Origin of the sequence: Bacillus sp. V33-4 (assembly GCF_002860225.1) — a bacterium.
Lineage (GTDB): Bacteria > Bacillota > Bacilli > Bacillales > Cytobacillaceae > Bacillus_BJ > Bacillus_BJ canaveralius.
The window spans coordinates 86,559-106,244 of record NZ_PGVC01000009.1 but is presented as its reverse complement, the minus strand read 5'-3'; the positions used below and the strand labels follow the sequence as shown (position 1 = coordinate 106,244).

17 protein-coding genes and 1 pseudogene are annotated in these 19,686 nt (G+C 39.6%); 16 read left to right on the top strand and 2 right to left on the bottom strand.

Annotated elements, in window-relative coordinates; translation table 11 throughout:
• Positions 1-380 precede the first annotated feature (380 nt).
• The 6 genes and pseudogenes from CVD23_RS04320 to CVD23_RS04300 all read left to right on the top strand — a co-directional run bounded on the left by CVD23_RS04320 (position 381) and on the right by CVD23_RS04300 (position 6,689).
• Positions 381-1,745: a sigma-54 interaction domain-containing protein gene (locus tag CVD23_RS04320; protein WP_101665302.1), complete on the top strand. Its 1,365-nt coding sequence runs from the start codon at positions 381-383 to the stop codon at positions 1,743-1,745.
• A gap of 235 nt (positions 1,746-1,980) precedes the next feature.
• A pseudogene (locus tag CVD23_RS04315) lies at positions 1,981-2,809 on the top strand (carbon-nitrogen hydrolase family protein).
• Between the two features lie 319 nt (positions 2,810-3,128).
• On the top strand, positions 3,129-4,574 hold the full coding sequence (locus CVD23_RS04310) for a sodium:solute symporter family protein (protein ID WP_180955527.1): 1,446 nt from the start codon (positions 3,129-3,131) through the stop codon (positions 4,572-4,574).
• Between the two features lie 20 nt (positions 4,575-4,594).
• Positions 4,595-4,753, top strand: coding sequence for a hypothetical protein (locus CVD23_RS21800; protein WP_180955525.1), 159 nt, complete (start codon positions 4,595-4,597; stop codon positions 4,751-4,753).
• 13 nt (positions 4,754-4,766) lie between these two features.
• Positions 4,767-5,519 (top strand): SDR family NAD(P)-dependent oxidoreductase, encoded by a 753-nt coding sequence (locus CVD23_RS04305; protein WP_101579290.1) that lies wholly within the window; start codon positions 4,767-4,769, stop codon positions 5,517-5,519.
• A 69-nt stretch (positions 5,520-5,588) separates the two neighbouring features.
• Positions 5,589-6,689, top strand: coding sequence for an NADH:flavin oxidoreductase (locus CVD23_RS04300; RefSeq protein WP_101665294.1), 1,101 nt, complete (start codon positions 5,589-5,591; stop codon positions 6,687-6,689).
• A gap of 158 nt (positions 6,690-6,847) precedes the next feature.
• Here the strand turns inward: CVD23_RS04300 and CVD23_RS22765 are convergent, their stop codons facing one another.
• On the bottom strand, positions 6,848-6,985 hold the full coding sequence (locus CVD23_RS22765; RefSeq protein ID WP_374702614.1) for a restriction endonuclease: 138 nt from the start codon (positions 6,983-6,985) through the stop codon (positions 6,848-6,850).
• The gene (locus tag CVD23_RS04295) at positions 6,942-7,472 is read right to left on the bottom strand and encodes a restriction endonuclease (protein ID WP_101665293.1); all 531 of its coding nucleotides are present in this window, start codon (positions 7,470-7,472) and stop codon (positions 6,942-6,944) included. The genes CVD23_RS22765 and CVD23_RS04295 overlap by 44 nt, the downstream gene beginning before the upstream one ends.
• 361 nt (positions 7,473-7,833) lie before the next feature.
• Here CVD23_RS04295 and CVD23_RS04290 point away from each other — a divergent pair, with 361 nt between their 5' ends.
• The 10 genes from CVD23_RS04290 (at position 7,834) to CVD23_RS04245 (ending at position 19,637) form a co-directional block, all read left to right on the top strand.
• A complete protein-coding gene (locus CVD23_RS04290) occupies positions 7,834-9,330 on the top strand; it encodes a M81 family metallopeptidase (protein ID WP_101665292.1) in 1,497 nt (498 codons plus the stop codon).
• Between the two features lie 12 nt (positions 9,331-9,342).
• Positions 9,343-10,965: an ABC transporter substrate-binding protein gene (locus CVD23_RS04285; RefSeq protein ID WP_101579295.1), complete on the top strand. Its 1,623-nt coding sequence runs from the start codon at positions 9,343-9,345 to the stop codon at positions 10,963-10,965.
• A gap of 70 nt (positions 10,966-11,035) precedes the next feature.
• Entirely contained in the window at positions 11,036-11,953 is a 918-nt protein-coding gene (locus CVD23_RS04280; RefSeq protein WP_101579296.1) for an ABC transporter permease, read from the top strand.
• Between the two features lie 60 nt (positions 11,954-12,013).
• Positions 12,014-12,886 carry an ABC transporter permease gene (locus CVD23_RS04275; RefSeq protein WP_101579326.1) on the top strand — a complete coding sequence of 291 codons (873 nt, stop codon included), beginning with the start codon at positions 12,014-12,016 and terminating at the stop codon, positions 12,884-12,886.
• 19 nt (positions 12,887-12,905) lie between these two features.
• Positions 12,906-13,910 (top strand): ABC transporter ATP-binding protein, encoded by a 1,005-nt coding sequence (locus CVD23_RS04270; protein WP_101665291.1) that lies wholly within the window; start codon positions 12,906-12,908, stop codon positions 13,908-13,910.
• Positions 13,907-14,899, top strand: a complete 993-nt coding sequence (locus CVD23_RS04265) for an ABC transporter ATP-binding protein (protein WP_101579298.1) — start codon at positions 13,907-13,909, stop codon at positions 14,897-14,899. The genes CVD23_RS04270 and CVD23_RS04265 overlap by 4 nt, the downstream gene beginning before the upstream one ends.
• Positions 14,900-14,934: 35 nt before the next feature.
• Positions 14,935-16,062 carry an o-succinylbenzoate synthase gene (menC, locus tag CVD23_RS04260; protein ID WP_101579299.1) on the top strand — a complete coding sequence of 376 codons (1,128 nt, stop codon included), beginning with the start codon at positions 14,935-14,937 and terminating at the stop codon, positions 16,060-16,062.
• A gap of 56 nt (positions 16,063-16,118) precedes the next feature.
• Positions 16,119-16,961: a GNAT family N-acetyltransferase gene (locus CVD23_RS04255; RefSeq protein ID WP_101665290.1), complete on the top strand. Its 843-nt coding sequence runs from the start codon at positions 16,119-16,121 to the stop codon at positions 16,959-16,961.
• Positions 16,954-18,141 (top strand): M20 peptidase aminoacylase family protein, encoded by a 1,188-nt coding sequence (locus CVD23_RS04250; protein WP_101665289.1) that lies wholly within the window; start codon positions 16,954-16,956, stop codon positions 18,139-18,141. The genes CVD23_RS04255 and CVD23_RS04250 overlap by 8 nt, the downstream gene beginning before the upstream one ends.
• A 68-nt stretch (positions 18,142-18,209) precedes the next feature.
• Complete coding sequence (locus tag CVD23_RS04245) at positions 18,210-19,637, top strand: serine hydrolase domain-containing protein (RefSeq protein ID WP_101665288.1); 1,428 nt, start codon at positions 18,210-18,212, stop codon at positions 19,635-19,637.
• Positions 19,638-19,686: the final 49 nt, after the last annotated feature.

Below are 19,686 nucleotides of genomic sequence, written 5' to 3'. Positions count from 1 at the left end.
CAAAATAAATTTATTTGATTTGAGCTTGACAAATTCGCTTTTATTTAATGCAACGCTAGTGAGAAAACTATTGCCTTTTCAATGTGCTGCCGTTTGGACTTGCATTTTTTGATCTTTCATATAACCTTCAAAAATTAAATAATGTAGTTACCGAAAATATATTTAATAGTAAGGATCTCCTAAAGTATTTAAAAGAAACAATTAACACGAAACAATCTCAAGAAGGAATCTTAATTGAATATGACTTCAAAGCGTTTATATCATATTATGTGCCAGTGGTAGAAAACAATCGGGACATAACAGGAGTTTTAGTCGTCCTGCAGCCTTTAAATAAGTTTGGGAATTTTAATAAACAGTTTCAACATTATGAAGAATTAAGTATGGATTTAAAAGCTATTTTTGATACCTCTTATGATGTCATATATGTATCTGATGCCGACGGGAATACATTAAGGGTCAGTTCTGCTTGCGAAAAATTATGGGGTAAAAAACAAGCTGACTTAGTGGGCAGAAATGTTTTGGAATTAGAGGCGGAAGGGATATATAAACCATCCATAACAAGGCTTGTATTGGAAAAAGGAGAAAAAATATCAACCATTCAAGTAACGAAAACGGGAAGACGGCTAATGGTGGTTGGAACACCGATAAAGGATGAAAACGGGAAGATTGTTCGGGTTGTCAATGCGTCAAGGGATATTACGGAAGTCAGTAAGTTAAATGCAGAAATCGATGAAATGAAGCAATTAATCAACGGCTATAAGCTTGAGTTGATGGAATTAAGAAAGGAAACAACCCAGCAGAAGCAAATTATCTTTAACAGTCGTGATATGGAAAAGGTATTCGATTTAGCAGAAAGGGTAGCACAAGTTGATTCCACCGTTCTGATTTTAGGAGAATCAGGGGTAGGAAAAGAAGTAATAGCGAATTATATTCACCGGTCAAGCAATAGAGATGACAAGCCGTTCATTAAAATTAACTGTGGGGCAATTCCGGAAGATTTGTTAGAATCTGAATTATTTGGTTATGAAAAAGGGGCTTTTACTGGAGCGAATCGTGAAGGAAAGATGGGGCTGTTTGAGGCAGCCAACGAGGGAAGCTTGTTTTTGGACGAAATTGGGGAAATGTCCCTTCAGCTGCAGGTCAAGCTGCTAAGGGTGCTGCAGGAGCAGGAGGTTATGCGGATTGGCGGTACAAAGTCGATTGGAGTGAATGTCAGAATTATTACGGCAACAAACAAGAATCTAAAGGAGGAGATAAAAAAAGGGAAATTTCGCGAGGACTTGTATTACCGTTTAAATGTGGTTCCTTTGCTCATACCACCATTACGAAAAAGACGGGAAGATATTCTTCCGCTCGTGATTCATTTTGTAGACTATTTTAACCGTAAATACAATAAAAATAAAACTTTTGCGCCGGCATTAATGGATAGCTTACAACAATATGATTGGCCTGGAAATGTTCGGGAGCTCCAAAACATTGTTGAAAGACTAGTTGTCATTTCTGATGAGTCTGTAGTAACACCCGTTTATTTCTCAGAAATAATGGTTCCACGGAGTATAAATCAGGATAAAGTACAAGTACTGGATATTCTTCCTTTAAAAGAATGTACTGAATTAGCTGAAATTCAATTGCTTAAATTGGCTAAAGAACGATTCAATTCCACTGTGAAAATCGCCAAAGCATTAAACGTAAACCAATCAACCATCAGTAGAAAGATTAGAAAGATCGAACTGCATAACTGCTAAAAATGTCTCTGGTCACAGGGGCATTTTTTTATTTCACTAATGGGAGAAAAATAAACTTTTTTATTCATGGAAAATGGATATGCATCATTGCAATATGTTATATGCAAATTTGCATGATATTCTTCCGTTTGCACATAAGCTATGCTGTATAAACCTATAAAAACTCAAACTATTTAAAGTTGGCACATAAATTGCATGATTGAAGCTTAAGACATTTGAAGGGAGGGAGAAGAACATGGTAGCGACAAATGAATTTAAAGTTGCCGCAATCCAAATGAATTGTGAGCTGGGTGACAAGCAATTAAATCTGGACCGTGCATACGGATTAATTTCAGAGGCAGCAAGGCAAGGAGCTCAATTAATAGTTCTGCCTGAACTGTTTAACACAGGCTACAGAGTAGAAGAAGATGATGTTTCCTTCGCAGAAACAATTCCTGGAGCAACAACAAATTGGATGGAAACATTATGTCAAGAGTTCAATATTACTCTTGTGGGCTGTATTCTTGAGCGGATTAATACCCAAGGTCTTATTTATGATACTAGTGTGGTCACCAGCCCGGAAGGAATTTTGGGAACTTACCGTAAAACACATCTTTGGGACCAAGAGAATACTAGGTTTAAAAAAGGTGAAAGCCTGCCTATATTTAAGTTAGAATGGGGAAACTTAGGAATGCAAATATGCTATGAAGTCGGCTTTCCAGAAAATGCGCGCGTCCTTGCATTAAAAGGAGCGGATATAATTGTTTATCCTTCTGCATTCGGAAAAGAACGATTATATGCATGGGATATTGCCACCCGATCCCGGGCTTTAGAAAATGGCTTATGTAATTGCGGCAAATCGTACAGGCACTGAAAAAAATGAAACCGCATTTGGAGGACATAGCCGGATCACAAGTCCTCAAGGTGAGGTACTTGCTGAAGCAACGAAAGAAAATGAGGTTATCATTGCTGATATTGATCTTGATAAAATTTCCGAGCAAAGGCGGCAGATTCCTTATCTGAGAGATTACAATAGCAGCCTTTTTGCAAACGAATTGAAAAAAATCGCTTTATTGAATTCCTAATATTTCTTGAGAAAAGGGTTTATGATATTTTTCATATAAACCTTTTCTCGAAAATCGTATGGTATTTTATGTCTGAAAATTCAAAACATTGTGAGAAAACCTCACAAAACACTGGAATTATACTGCGTTTTATTCAAGGTATCTTTTCAGATTTATTTAAAAAGAGTTATCTAACTGGAGGGAAATTAATAACCCTTCTCATATTGGTAAACGTTCCTTGACTCAATTTATTTTTAAAATTTTTAAAATTCAAAAATTTGGCACAATAATTGCATTATAAATGTGGGAAGACACTAAAAAATTTAGGAGGGGACGAAAAATGAATTTAGTGGCACAAGGTTACTTATTGGTTGCAGTCTCAGGGATCTGTATGGTTTTACTTGCTTTCTGGGCTAAAAATCAGTTTTCGGTAGATAATGCCGAAGCATATATGGTTGCAGGCCGCGGGGTACCAGCCGGAATTATTGCTGCATCAATCATTGCAACCGAGCTATGGGCAGGAACGATTATGGCATCAGCAGAAGGTGTTTATACATGGGGAGTAGCAGGAATTTGGATGTATGCACTGCCTACTGGCTTAAGTTACACGGTGTTTGCATTCATTGGACCGCGAGTCAGGGGGTTGCTTCCAACCGGTATGACCATTGGAGGATGGATTAAACGAAGATTTGATAGTAAAGCACACATTATTTTTACACTTGTTGCACTGTACATCATGCTTGTATTTGCATTATTCCAAGTAGTCGGTGGAGCCATTATGCTTAATTCGGTGTTTGGAATGAATTATCAAATTTCCGCTATTTTGGTCGCGTCCGTATTTACTTTGAATGTTCTGATTGGCGGACTGTGGAGCTCTGTCCTTTCAGACTATATCCAATATATTGCTGTTGGTCTAATTGTAATCTTTTTGATTCCTTGGATAATCGTCGATGCAGGCGGACCGCAGCAAATATTTGCCGGGTTACAAAGTATTGAAGGATCGGCACAAAAGCTGGACTTATTTAGAGCAGATGCCTTTTTAGGTTATTTTGCCGTGACGCTTGGAGGCTGGGGAGTCATCGCAACTTTGAGCAATAGTTCATGGCAGCGGGTATTTGCTGTAGATGAGAAGAAGTTAAGAAAAGCATTATTATTTGGAGGCTGGGGCTGGGTTCCAATTGCACTTTGCTGCAGTTTAGTAGGTTTAATCGGCCTATCTTTAAATCTGGAAGTCACAAATCCTTCTGAAATTTTCCCGCAGGTTGTCCAATATCTATTACCTTCAGGAGCTATTATCTTTTTTGCGATAGCCGTACTATTGGCTGTTTATTCTTCGGGTGACACTTACTTAAATGGGATTAGTTCCATGATTACAAATGATATTTACAAGGAATACATTAATAAAGATATTTCAGATAAACAGACATTAAAGATTGCTAGAATCACAGCGGTGATGGTTGCAGTCACAGTTGTCTTATCTTCATTAAAGCAGGTTTCGCTATTAGAACTCATGCTTTCAACCGGTGTTATGATTTCAGCACCTTTCTTCCCGCTAGTATTATCTCTATGGTGGAAAAAAACCAGCTCTATAGCCGTCACTCTTGCCAATGTGTTAACCATCGGCGTTGCTACTTACCTTTTATTGTTCACGGATGTTCCTTTATATGTCACTTACATCAGCAGTTATATCATTTCTTTGGTCGTTACTGTTGTTGTTACCTTAATTGCCCCGGATAACTTTGATTATCATGCACTTAAAAACGAGTCAATCAAATCTGCATTATAAAAGAAAAGGAGGAGTCGAATATGAATTTATCAGCTTTTTCATTCTTGATTTATTTTTGCTTCATTTATTTAGCGATTACCATGATAATTTGTACAGCGTGGGTCATTCGAGATAGAGAGAAATTAAAACGTAAACCAAGCGAAGCCCAGGAAGCGAACAGCAGAATCATGAATGTTTGAGGAGGAAAAAAGCATGAAACTTAAAGGGAAAGCCGCGATTATTACGGGAGCCGGACAGGGGATTGGAAAAGCTATTGCCCTTTCATACGCAAAAGAAGGGGCAAACTTATCACTTAATGTGTATGGGCTCGATGAAGAGAGAGTTAAGTTATTAGTCAAGGAATTGACTGACTTTGATGTGCAAGTCATTGTTACGGAAGGAGATATAACGGACGAAAAGATCGTTAAGGAATTAGTAACAAATACAATGAACGCTTATGGCCGTATTGATATTCTCGTTAATAACGCAGGGATTTTAACACAGAGTTTGATTCAGGACATGAGTGTTGAAATGTGGGATCGAATGATTGAAGTCGACTTAAAATCCGTTTTTTTAACAACCAGACAGGTCGTTCCTTATATGATTTCTCAAAAGAGTGGGCGAATCATTAATACCGCTTCCCAGTTGGGCCAAAAAGGCGGAGTTGAACTAAGCCATTACGCGGCAGCAAAAGCAGGTGTTATCGGTTTTACAAAGTCAATTGCCTTGGAATTAGGAAAGTATGGTATAACAGCTAACTGTATAGCTCCAGGACCAATTGAAACCGAATTAGTGGCAGGCATTAATGAAGAATGGAAGATCCAAAAACGTTCAGAATTAGCGATACCAAGGTTTGGAAAAGCGGAGGAAGTTGCACCTACAGCGGTTCTTTTAGCTTCTGATCCTGATGGCAATATATATACTGGCCAGACGTTAGGCCCTAATAGTGGAGATGTGATGATATGATATGATTTAAACAGGAACTGGCAACAGGATGCCTTTTCGATGCCAAATAGATTTTTAGGAGTGGTAAAAATGCAGACGAAACATTACGAAAAACTGTTCGCCGGATTGGACATAGCTGGATTAAAGCTGGAAAACCGTATTGCTTTAGCACCAATGACCCGTGTGAGTGCTACTGAAGATGGGTTTGTGACGGAGCGAATGATAAAATATTACACAAAATTCGCGAGGGGTGGGTTTTCCCTGTTGATAACCGAGGGAGTATATCCTGATGAACTATATAGCCAGGGCTATTTATATCAGCCAGGAATAGTAAATGAGGACCAAACCAAATCTTGGAGGAACGTTGTTGAAAGTGTCCATAAACAAGGCAGCAAGATTATTTGCCAATTGATGCATGCAGGTGCCCTATCCCAGGGGAATATCCATAAAGCAAATTCAATCGGTCCATCAGCGATAAAACCGAAAGGATCACAGTTAAGCTTTTATCGGGGTGAAGGTGAGTTTCCATTATCTAAAGAGATGAGCTCTGCTGACATCGAAGACGTCAAAAATGGCTTTGTTAATGCAGCGAAGCATGCAAAAGAAGCAGGCTTCGATGGCGTTGAAGTTCACGGGGCCAATGGGTACATTCTTGATCAGTTTTTAACCGACTATACGAATAAACGTGATGATAATTACGGAGGCTCGACGGAAAATCGTGTAAGATTATCTGTGGAGGTTCTCCAGGAAATTCGTAAAGCAGTTGGGGGTGATTATCCTGTTGGTATACGAATCTCCCAAGCCAAAGTAAATGATTCAGATCATAAATGGGCTGGAAAAGAAAAAGACGCAGAAGTCATCTTCAGCCATTTAGCACGAGCAGGGGCAGACTTTATTCATATCACTGAACCGAAGGCTTTTGAACCGGCTTTTGCTGGCTCCAGTACTACATTACCAGAGCTTGCAAAAAAATATGGGAAAGTGCCTGTCATTGCAAATGGCGCCTTACACGATCCCGAAAAAGCAGAAGAACTGATAACAGAGGGTTATGCTGATGTTATAAGCCTTGGAAAAGGGGCTTTAGCCAACCAGGATTGGCCTAGTAAAGTAAGAAATAATGCAGAATTAGCAGAATTTAAGGCCGAAAATCATTTGCTGCCAATTGCAGATATAAAAGAAATAGAAATTTAACTACTTCTGCTTAACAAAACAGATCTGCGTACACTTTGGGGTCGGAATAAGATATCAATAAAGGGCTGCAAAAGCTCACATAAGGTGCATATATTGATTTCATCTACGTTTGTTATTGGTAGTAAAATAAAAACGTCACAAACAGGTGACGTTTTTTCTTAGTTTTCGACTTCAAGCAGCTGCCGTTTTCTTTGACGGTGGTATTTGCAAATCATATCTGATAGTTCTGTACGGTTTATCAACTTAACATTGTTAGCCTTGGCAAGTTTCTCGGCCTGTTTGGTAAAGTAGCCGATTTGTTACAACCATTGCACCGTTTGCATTGTAAAAGTTTACTGCTCCAACAGCTTGCTGTACTGCAGCTATGCCAATGTTGGAGCTATAACATTTAGCCTGCACGACGTATTTCTTACGTCTATTTTTAAGAATTAAGTCTGCGCCATAATCACCAGATTCTTGAGTTACGGATGCCTTGAAGCCATGGGTTTCAAAAAGAGGTGCTAAAAAGTGCTCGAAATCATGTCCAGACATTTGATCTACTTCTTCTATGCCAGAATATTTGAAGCGTAAATAAGCTTTATAATATTTTTGGGTAACGCCAAAAAATTTATAAAGCAGGACAACTACTCCGAAACACAGCATTACCGCGAAAATGTCGAAGAGCTTGTCCGCATTAGCTAAAGATACCAATAAGCTTAAACCTATAATATACACAACCAGCATGATTGGGGAGGCGTTGAAGTAACCTCTCCTCCTCCTTTTTCTTCTGCGGTAGTAGGCCATTTGAAGTAGTCTCCCTGAAATGTAGTCACTAATACACTCTCCAATGAAATATAGAAATATGCATTTAATAAAAACCAGTATAAAGTACAATTAACTTAGGGAAAGAGGCTGACTCAAAAGCGTGTGTTAACGACCTTTTGAGTCAGCCTTTTTTTAATTTTGTTAAATAACCATATCCTAATAGGGTTAAATATTCTAACCATCAAAAATGACTGTTTTTATAGAATAATCAAAAATTTTTAAAAATTATAAATTTAATATTGAAAAGTACCCACCACCATACTATAATTACAGATAATAAATTATAAACTTCATTTTGATTAACAAAGTAAAGTGTTTACTTCAAAAAGGTGGGGAAAAAATGAAAATCTTGATTGGTCAGATTGCTCATGAGACAAACACTTTTTCCAGTGTTAAGACGACGGTTGAGTCGTTTAAACAATGGGAATGGCTGCATGGAGATGAAGTCATTCATAGACATCGAAAAGTAAGAGATTACTTGGGGGGGATGATTGATCGTGGTGAAGAAATTGGCATTGAGGTAGTTCCAACGTTTTCCTCCTTTGCGATGCCATCAGGGATTATTACCAGAGAAACGTATGAGACAATTATTAACGAATTAATCGAAAATATCCAAACCGCAGCAGAGTATGGGGCAATATGCCTTGCTCTTCACGGCGCTGGGGTCGCTGAAGATGTTGATGATCTCGAAGGCGGAATATTGCATGCGGTGAGAGAGGTAGTAGGCGATGATATTCCCATTGTAGTTACCCTCGATCTTCATGGCAATATAACAGAACAAATGGTTCAAGAAGCAGATGTCCTCCTCGGAGTTAATTACTATCCGCATGTTGATTCTTATGAAAGAGGAATAGAAGCAATTGACATTACAAAACAAATCCTATCAGGTGAAATTCAGCCAAAGATGAGCCTCAAGAAACTTCCACTGATGATTCCGACATCCACTACAAATCTATCACCTGCAGCTGACATCAATCGATTGTGCTGGGCACGCGAAGAGAACGACTCCATTATTGATTGTACCTTCTTTCACGGTTTTCCATATACGAACATCCCGGAACCTGGTGTAACGGTTTTAACCATAACAAATAATGATCAGGAACTTGCAAATCAAACTTCGGAAGAAATTGCTCTTGAAATTTGGAATGCAAGAGAGAAATTTTTCCCTCATATCGATACCCCCAGTGAAGGCATTAATAAGGCATTACAAATAGAAGGCCATCCGATAGTCATCAATGAAACATCTGATAACCCAGGGGGCGGGACTCCAGGAGATGGAACACACCTGCTTTCAGCAATGTTGGAGGCGAAACTTGACAATGCTTGTTTCGGGTTCATTTATGACCCGGAAGTAGTGGATATTGCACATACAAAAGGAATAGGCTCTTTAATTGAAATAGAGCTGGGTGGTAAAACCGATGATATGCATGGCAAACCTGTTCAGGTTAAAGCCTATGTCAAAACCCTAACAGATGGGCAGTTTATCCAATCTTCACCTATGGGGAGAGGGGCAAAAGTAGATTTTGGGAAATCTGTGAGATTAGTAGTGGGCGGAATCGATATTGTTGTCTGTTCAAAGAGATCCCAAACATTGGATGAGCAAATCTTTTTACTGCATGGTATTGACGTAACAACTTATAAAATTGTCGCCTTGAAATCAAGCCAGCATTTCCGGGCCGGTTTTGAACCGCTGGCACATTCTATCATATCTGTAGATTCGCCTGGGCTGAGCAGTTTTAATCTTGCCTCCTTTAACCACACGAGACTCAATAAACCAGTATTTCCATTTAACAAAGATATAGAGTTTTTAGAGAAAGACAAACTCATTAAAAAATAGGGGGCACGAATCGTGACAAGGAAAATAGGTCATATTCTATTCATTGCTTTAATTAGTCTTATGTTGTTATTAACAGGCTGTAATCCAAAACCAACTGAACAAAGCTCTGGAGATAAGACCCAAGGTTCCACGGCTGCTAGCGGAGCAGGGAATTCGCGCGATACTCTGGTGATTTCATCAGTCCGTGAGCCAGATACAATAGATGTCCACAAGACAACATGGGTTGATGATTCAAATGGGCATGTTTATGAAACGTTGTTGAAAAGGGATTTGGATGGGAACCTGATTCCCGGCCTGGCTGAAAAGTATGAAACATCAGCGGATGGCAAAGTGTGGACTTTCTACTTGAATGAAAACGCAAAATTTCATTCCGGAGAACCGGTTACTGCAGACGCTGTGAAGAAAACATTTGAAAGATTCCTCGAACATTCTGCTGTAAAATTTATAGCTGGACCAGTGGAGAAAATTGAAGCTGTTGAGCCACAAAAACTAATGATCTATTTCACAGAACCTTTTGCACCTTTTGCCAGTGGACTAACAACTGCTTATTTGGCGCCTATGGATCCTAAAGCTATTGAACAGCATGGGGATAAGTTTGGTGAACATCCGGCTGCTGCAGGCATATTTAAATTTGCAGAGCGAAAACGTGGATCATCGATTGTGTATACAAAAAATGAAGCCTACAATTGGGGTCCTCCTTTCGTTGAAAACAAGGGTGCTCCTGCCTTTGATAAATACGAGTTCCGATTTATCACGGATGACGATACAAGGGTTCTTGAGTTTAAGAAGGGTACCACGCAAATTATGACAAAGGTACCACCCAACTATGTAAAAGATTTAAAAAATACACCGGGTGTAAAAATTGACAGTATTTACGAACAAGGAATTACTTATCTGGGTTTTAATAACAAAAAACCAATCTTCCAGGATAAAAAAGTGAGACAGGCAATCGCTCTCGGTATAGACCGAGAACCAATCGTAGAATTTGCATTGGAAGGATATGCTAAACCTGTGTTTGGTCCGCTTCCTCCAACTATTCCTGGTTATAGTGAAACGGTCGAAGGGGCGGCGGAAGATAAGTATACCCGGGATGTCAAAAAGGCCAAGTCGCTGCTCGCGGAAGCTGGATGGAAGGATTCCAACGGAGACGGCATTGCCGACAGGGATGGAAAGCCTTTTGCATTCGAATTATGGTTATCTGATGAACCGGTTATGCAAAGGATCGCGCAGATTATTCAAGACCAGTTAAAGGAAATCGGTATTGACGTGAAAATATCAGTGCAAGAGGCTGCTGCAATTTCTGCCAATACTCCAAAGGGATTACATGACGCACTGTTAACGATGTATGGATGGTCTGATCCGGATATATTGTACATGCTGTTTGCAAAAGGCAGCTCAATAAGGTTGCATTATGAGTCTGAAGAATTGCACAACATGCTAACGAACGGGCGTCAAACGATGAATCCGGAAGAACGCATGAAAATTTATGAAGAAGCACAGCAGTTTATAGTGGAAGAATCACCGTGGGTGCCATTATTTGTTCGTGAAAGTCTTACAGCTTACCGTGATATTGAAGGTTTTAAACAAAATCCATATTCACAAAACATTTTGTTCAACGATATCCGTCCAAAATAATAAAACGAAGAGAATACAGTTAGGGATCATTCATCCCTAACTGTATTATTTAAATAAGGAGGCATAGGATTTGGAAAAATATATAATGCAACGCACGTTGTCAATGATTGTTACATTATTTGGTGTCTCTTTCTTAGTGTTTATGATGATGCATCTTATCCCAGGGGACCCTGTCACCTATATATTAGGTGACTTTGCAACAGAAGAATCGATCGCTGAATTAAAGACCAGTCTGGGGTTGGACCAGCCAATGATTATACAATTCATCGACTATATTAAAAATGTGTTTCAAGGGGACTTGGGAACTTCGTATGTTACAGGGTTAACGGTCGTTGAGGAAATCACTGCCCGGTTTCCAATTACCTTTCAGCTGGCGGTTTATAGTCTATTAATCGGCTCTGTCGTTGGTATATTGATGGGAATATTAGCTGCAGTAAAACAAAACACCATTGTTGATCAATTAGCGATGGTCATCTCATTGATAGGAATATCTGCTCCAGGTTTTTGGATTGCACTCTTCTTAATTTGGATTTTTTCTTATCAATTAAACATATTTCCTATTTCAGGATATGAAGGATTTCAATCATTAATTCTACCTTCCATAACGCTTGGTTTGGGCTCCGCGGGAAATATTGCAAGAATGACAAGGTCAAGCATGCTTGAGGTCATTAAACAAGATTTCATGCGAACAGCACAAGCAAAAGGCCTTGCTTTAATTCCAATGATCTTGCAGCATGCACTTCAAAATGCCATGATACCAGTCATTACATTAATAGGCCTTCAGTTCGGATTCTTATTGGCCGGAGCTGTTGTTATTGAAACGGTATTTGCACTACCAGGTTTAGGCAGTTTTTCTGTTGAAGCAATTTCTAAAAGAGATTTACCAACTGTACAAGGGCTAGTCCTCTTTATGGCGTTTCTTTTTATTATTACGAATTTAATAGTTGATCTTGTATATAGTATCGTTGACCCTCGCATCAAATATTAGAAAGGGGTGTCCATTTTGAACAGCTCAGCTCCTAAAATTACAAATTCTGAAAGCAAATACATGTCTCCGCAAAACAACAGACAGACCGTTGATAAGGCTAAATCTTACTGGGGATTAGTTGGAAAAAGGATAGTCACGAATAAAAGTGCCGTCATTGGAGCCTTGATCCTAATCATTTTTGTCTCAGCATCGTTGCTTGCACCACTCATTGCCCCTCATCCGGTCGACGTAATGAAATTTGAACAGCGTTTCTTACCTCCGGGAGGAGATCATTTATTAGGAACAGATGATTTTGGAAGAGACATCTTTTCCAGAATGCTGTATGGGGGTCGGGTTTCATTAATGATGGGCCTTGTTGCTGTACTTGTAGCAGGTATTATCGGAGTTACTTTAGGCATTATCTCAGGGTATTACCGCAAAATTGATCTCTACATTATGCAGTTTATGGACATTTTGCTGGCATTTCCATCCCTTTTGCTCGCGATCGCGATTATAGCTGTGCTTGGAGTTGGTTTAACAAATGCGATGATTGCAGTTGCAATCTCTGTCATCCCCTCCTATGTACGGGTGGTGAGAGGAGCAGTATTGTCCATAAGGGAGAAAGAATATATTGAAGCTGTAAAAGCCCTTGGCGTTTCAGATTATAAAATAATTGTGAAACATGTACTTCCTAACGTTCTATCTCCAGTAATCGTTTTATCGAGTTTACAATTTGGAACTAGTATTCTTGTTGCTGCAGCATTAAGCTTCTTAGGGCTCGGAGCACAGCCGCCAACCCCTGAATGGGGAGCTATGGCATATGTTGGAAAGGCGTTTTTAGGTCAGGCATGGTGGATGTCACTTTTCCCTGGACTGTCAATTATGTTGGTCGTTCTTGGATTTAACCTGCTTGGTGATGGCCTGCGGGATGCGCTCGATCCAAGACAAAAATAACCGTTCGGGAGTGATTATAATGGTAACAAACTTTGTAGCAAAGGAAGAACTTCTCAAAGTCGAAGACCTTTCTATTAAATTTAAATCTGGAAAAAAACAGTTTGTGAATGCAGTCAGCCATGTGGACTTTACAATCCATAAAGGTGAAACACTTGCCTTGGTAGGTGAATCAGGCTGCGGCAAAAGTGTCACATCACTTTCGATTATGAGATTGATTACAAATAGTGTCGGGAAAATTGAAGGTAAAATCATTCTGAAAGAGAAAGATTTAAATCTCGTATCCGAAAAAAAGATGCGTTCCATACGCGGTAAAGATGTTTCGATGATTTTTCAGGAACCGATGACATCATTAAACCCCGTCCATAAAATTGGAAAACAAATTAGTGAAGTGTTAAAACTTCATACCGACATCTCAGGAGATGAATTAAAAAAACAGACTGTAGAAATGCTTGAAAAAGTTGGAATCGCTCGCCCTGAGAAAATTGTGAAAGAATATCCTCATCAGCTTTCGGGAGGGATGAGACAACGCGTCATGATTGCAATGGCAATGGCTTGTAATCCTAGCCTGCTGATTGCAGATGAACCCACAACAGCGCTGGATGTGACAATTCAGGCCCAGATTTTGGATTTAATGAATGATCTTAAAAAGAACTATGATACAGCAATCCTATTAATTACTCACGATTTAGGTGTTGTTGCAGAAATGGCGGACCGGGTAATGGTCATGTATTATGGCCAAATTGTCGAAGAGACCGATATAAAAACAATATTCAAAAATCCACAGCATCCCTATACAATTGGTCTATTAAACTCGATCCCCAGACTTGAAGGCGAAATGGATAGTCTTCAGCCAATTGAAGGAAATGTACCAAATATCGGGGAAGTGACGAAAGGCTGCCCATTTTTCTCTCGTTGCACACACGCCGATTCCAGATGTCTAGAAGAAAACCCGCCTCTTGTAAAAACAGATAAAGGACACTCTGTAAGATGCTGGTTATATATTAATGAGGAGGCGTTAACATGAGTGAAATACTACTGGAGGTGAAGGATCTTAAAACATACTTTCCTATTAACAATGGTTTCTTTTCCAGAAGAAAAGATTTTGTTAAGGCTGTGGATGGGATTTCGTTCAACCTGCGTAAAGGAGAAACCTTAGGGATTGTTGGTGAAAGCGGCTGCGGGAAGTCAACAACTGGAAGAAGCATATTGAAGTTAATTGAACCGACAAGCGGAGAAATCTATTTTGATGGAAGGGACATCTTAACCTTAAAAAAAAATGAGATGAGAAAACTCCGCAAGCAAATGCAAATTGTTTTTCAGGACCCCTTTGCCTCTTTAAATCCGCGTCTGCGAATTGCTTCTATTTTAGATGAAGCATTAGCAACGCATAACATTGTTAGAAATGGCACAGAGCGCAAGGAAAAAGTATTAGAAATCTTGGAGATGGTAGGTTTAAACGCTTCTCATGCCGATCGCTATCCACATGAATTCAGCGGCGGACAAAGACAAAGAATTGGCATCGCCCGTGCTATCGCGGTAAATCCATCCTTGATTATCGCTGATGAGCCAGTTTCTGCATTGGATGTTTCGATTCAAGCGCAAATTCTTAACTTGTTTCAAAAGCTCCAGAAACAGTTAGGTTTAACATACATTTTCATCGCCCATGATTTAAGTGTGGTAAAACATATAAGTGACAGAATTGGAGTTATGTATTTAGGAAGAATGGTAGAGTTTGCTGATAAAAAACAATTGTTTGCTGAACCATTGCATCCGTACACAAAAGCATTAATGTCTTCTGTTCCAGTTCCCGATCCTGAAATGATTAAGAAAGAACGGATTATTTTAAAAGGGGATATCCCAAATCCCGCAAATCCTCCGCAAGGATGCACATTCCATCCACGGTGCTTTGCATGTATGGATATATGTAAAACAAAGAAACCACGAAACATCGAGGCCAAGCCAGGCCAGTTTGTGGCTTGTCATTTATATGATCCAGAAATATTACAAGGATAAGAGCAAAACTACACATTTAATTAGGAAGTGAGTATATGGACATCAATCAAGTTCAATTACAACGTATTAAAATACCTTTAAAATCTCCGTTTGCAACAAGCTTTGGGAGGGTGACTGAAAAAGATATTATTATTGTCCGGGTTTACGGGGAAGATCACGTTGGTTTTGCGGAAAGTGTCGCAATGCCTTATCCGATTTATAATGAAGAAACAACCGGCACAGTGTGGCACTTGCTTGAGAGCTTTTTAGTCCCGCAGCTATTAGATAAAGGAATTCAGAAACCACAAGATGTCTCAGACATGTTTTCATACGTTCGCCGGAATAACATGGCGAAAGCAGCGTTAGAAATGGCAGTTTGGGATTTATACAGTAAGCAAAATGGCAAGACGCTTGCTGGAGCATTAGGAGGCCAGCGTACAGAAATTGAAGTAGGCGTCAGCATTGGAATAGAAGACAGTATTGATAATCTATTAGAAAAAGTTGAAGGCTTTATAGATGAAGGATATAGAAAAATCAAAGTGAAAATAAAGCCCGGTTGGGATATTAAACCGCTGGAGGCTATTCGTCGTAAATTCGGAAATCACATTCCGCTTATGGCTGATGCTAACTCTGCTTATACCCTTAATGATAAGGAACTATTAAAAGAACTAGACCAGTTTGGTTTAATCATGGTCGAGCAGCCATTGGCCCATGATGATATTATTGATCATGCCAAACTTCAGGCAGAATTGGCAACGCCCATCTGTTTAGATGAAAGCATTCATTCTGTGGAAGACGCAAGAAAGGCGATAGAAATAAACGCATGCAAAATTATCAATATCAAGATTGGCAGAGTTGGCGGCTTAACTGAAGCGATCAAAATTCATGATCTATGTGCGGAAAAAAATATTCCTGTATGGTGCGGCGGAATGCTTGAAGCAGGAATCGGGAGGGCTCATAACATTGCTATTGCATCATTAAACAATTTTACCATTCCCGGGGATACCTCTGCATCCAGTCGTTATTTTCATAAAGATATCATTTTACCTGAAGTAACTCTTTCAAAACCAGGATTTATTGCTGTTCCAGAACAACCGGGAATCGGATTTGATATTGATAATGAAGTTATCAATCAGCTTATTTTTGATGAAAAAGTATTTAAAAAGGAAACGATAACCCGTTAAGCTGTCGCCCCGGGGTAATAATACATGCCTGAAATAAGAGTGGGGGGATCCTGCAGATGGCAATGACAAAACAAATCGTTTATAAACATATACAAGATTTAAAGGAAATTGAAGAAGTCGTGTCTTTCCAGGAAGAAATTTGGAGCAGAGATACTGTTACACCTCTTCCACAGCTTTTAGCTGCTTGCCACCATGGCGGTAGTGTCATAGGAGCGTTTGATCACGGCGATTTGGTGGGCTTCTCGTATGGTTTTTCCGGATATAAAGATGGTCAACCTTATTTGATCTCACATATGACGGCCGTCAATCCGAAGTATCAAAATCTGGGCATTGGATTAAAGTTAAAGTTGAAACAAAGAGAATGGGCCATTGAATACGGTTACCAAAAAATTGTATGGACCTATGATCCATTAGAAGCTAGAAATGCTTATTTTAACCTTAACAAGCTTGGAGCATACGCGAAAACCTATATTGAATCTTATTATGGGGAGATGAACGACAAGCTAAATCGAGGCTTGCCAACTGATCGTCTCTTAGCTGAATGGGATATTTGCTCGATTCGGGTAACGAACGCGCTTGAAGGAACATTTCAGAATGAGTTTTCTGCAAAAAAGTATCAACCGCTTCTAGGCTGGCGTGAATCAGGTGACATTCCGATTCCGCTTGATGAAGTAATAATCGCAAATGACAGGGGTTATTTAGTACCTGTTCCCGCCAACTTTCAATGCTTGAAACAAGTGAATAATGAAGCTGCAAAAGCATGGAGATATAAGTTGAGGAATGTAGTATCTGATGCATTCTCAAAAGGGTACAGAGCAACCGGAATCTTAAGGAATAGCCAATCCAATGTACATTTTTATATTATTGAACATCACAATACGGAGGCATTACATGATTGAACAAATTAAAAATTGGGTGGATCAACATACAGAGTTAATTACCTCAACCTATCATTATTTGCATGCAAACGCGGAAATCAGTTGGAAAGAAGAAAACACAACCGAGTACTTATGCCAACAATTACAACTGATGGATATTCCTTTTGAAACCTTTAATGATCACACAGGCGTGATCGGGTATTGGGGAAATAGCGAAGAAGGACCCACGGTTGGCATCAGAGCGGATATTGATGCTTTATTTCAGCTCGTAGATGGAGAGTGGAGAGCCAATCATTCCTGCGGCCATGATGCACATATGACAATGGTGCTCCATGCCATTTCCTCCTTGAAGGAAGCATGCTTTAAACCGCAAGGCCTTATTAAAATCATTTTTCAGCCGGCGGAGGAATCCGGCAAAGGTGCAAAGGCTTTGATTGATAAAGGAGTCATTGATGATATTGATTATATGCTGGGCATTCATGTACGACCACTGCAGGAGATGCATTATGGCCAGGCTTCGCCGGCGATCTACCATGGATCTACAACTTTATTAAAGGGACGAATTAGAGGAGTTCAGGCTCACGGCTCACGGCCAAATCTTGGAGTTAATGTGGTGGATTCTCTTTCGGCCATTATTCAGGCAGTGAACGCAGTCAGGATTGACCCGACTATTTCAGCATCCGCAAAAGTGACGATGGTTAAGGCAGGCGGTGATAATTTAAATATTATTCCTGACTATGCTGAATTTGGAATCGATGTGCGGGCTAGGCAAAATAAAGCCATGGATGATCTTTTAGTACAAATTCATCATGCAGTTCATTCAGCTGGCGTTGCTAATGGAGCAGAAGTTGAGTTGGAAACGCTTGCGACAATGGTAGCTGCAGAATCTAGTCCGGTAATTGAGGAATTTGTGAAAGAGGCAATTGTTGATGCACTTGGTGCAGACGCTTTAGCAAAGCCGGCAGTTACACCAGGTGGGGAAGATTTTCATTTTTACAAAAACGCATTTCCTCATATACATGCAGCCATGGTAGGTCTCGGTACCGATTTACAGCCAGGCTTGCATCATCCAAATATGAGCTTTAACCTGGATTCTTTACAGAATGGTGTAAAAATTTTAGCTATTTCTATATTAAAGATATTAAGACAGAGTGAAAAGACTGTGAAGCAAAGCATTCCGGCTATAGAAAAATTGTTGTGAGATTACAAGAATACTTGTATCAAGATAATCTAATGATTTTTAACCCATATATAAGGAGGAAACTTGAAATGAAAACCGGATTTGAAGAGTTTGAAGTGGCTGCGCAAAAATTAGTCGAAAAACATCACATTCCAGGCGCCTCAGTAGCAATCGCCCAAGAAGGACAAATCGTTTATCATAAAGGATTTGGATTCCGCAACGTTGAGAAATCATTACCAATTACAGAAGACACAGTCTTCGGGATCGGCTCCGTGACGAAATCATTTACTTGCGTCGCTATTATGCAGCTGCAGGAAGCAGGAAAACTAAATGTTCTGGATCCTGTGGTCAAATATTTGCCAGAATTCAAGGTTAAAGATGAAAATGCTCTAACAGAGATCAACATTCACCATTTTATGACACACTCTTCAGGATTGCCACCAATGTCCTCGCTATTTTATGCCATGAAAAGGTCAATGGATATTGACCCGCATGCAGACAAATATCCAGGCCTTGATATCGAGAAAAAAGATCATGAACCAATCGACACATATGACCAATTGATGGAATTCATCGCAAACCAGGAGTTTGAACTATTAGGCGCTCCGGGCACACACTTCAGTTATTCTAATGATGCATATGCTTTGTTGGGAACCATCATTGAACGAGTCAGCGGAATAAGCTATGAGCAATATGTATATGACCATATTCTGAATCCTTGTGGCATGGAAAACAGTTTTTTTACGATCGATGAGTACCAAGAATATGAAAATATCACAACATGTTATGTAATAGACCAGAGTGACGGAAATAAATCTGTTATAGCTGCTCCTGTTTGGTGGGATTCTCCATCAATGAGGGCAGCAGGGTTTTTGAAATCTACTGCCAACGATATGCTAAAATACGCTGAAATCTTCCGTAACAAAGGCGTAGTAAACGAAAAGAGAATCCTTACTGAGGAAAGTGTAAATGAAATGATTAAGCCGCATATTCAAACACAGCCAGGAAGATTTTACGGCTATGGGTTAATGATTACTCCTGATTATTTTGGAACTCTGCTCGTAGAACACGGCGGGGCTTTAAAGGCAATCGCAGCCCAGATGAGCATCCTGCCTGAAAAAGGTGTTTCTGGTGTCGTCCTGACGAACTTAGCGGGTGCGCCTGCTTCCCGGATTATGCAGCTTGCATTCAATACTTATGAAGGCAGAGAAGTAGAAGCAACACATATAACTTTTGAAGAATATAACATTGCGGCAGAGCAACTCGAGTTGTATCAAGGAGAATATCTATCCAATGAAGGAATGAAATTAGCCATTGAAATTAAAGACGGGGCACCAATCCTTATTTCTCAAAATGGTGAAATTCCAATCATATTTGTCAAAGAAAATGTCTTTATTGCTTATGTTAACGACTCGACCGAAATCGCTGAGATATTAGTAGATGAGAACGGTCATCCATATGGGATTTCTTATCACTTTAGACAATTCCCTAAGATAGCCAGCAAACAAACGATTTAAGTCTTTTGTGTCCGGGCCTTTTTAAAGCCTGGATACAGAAAAATACTAA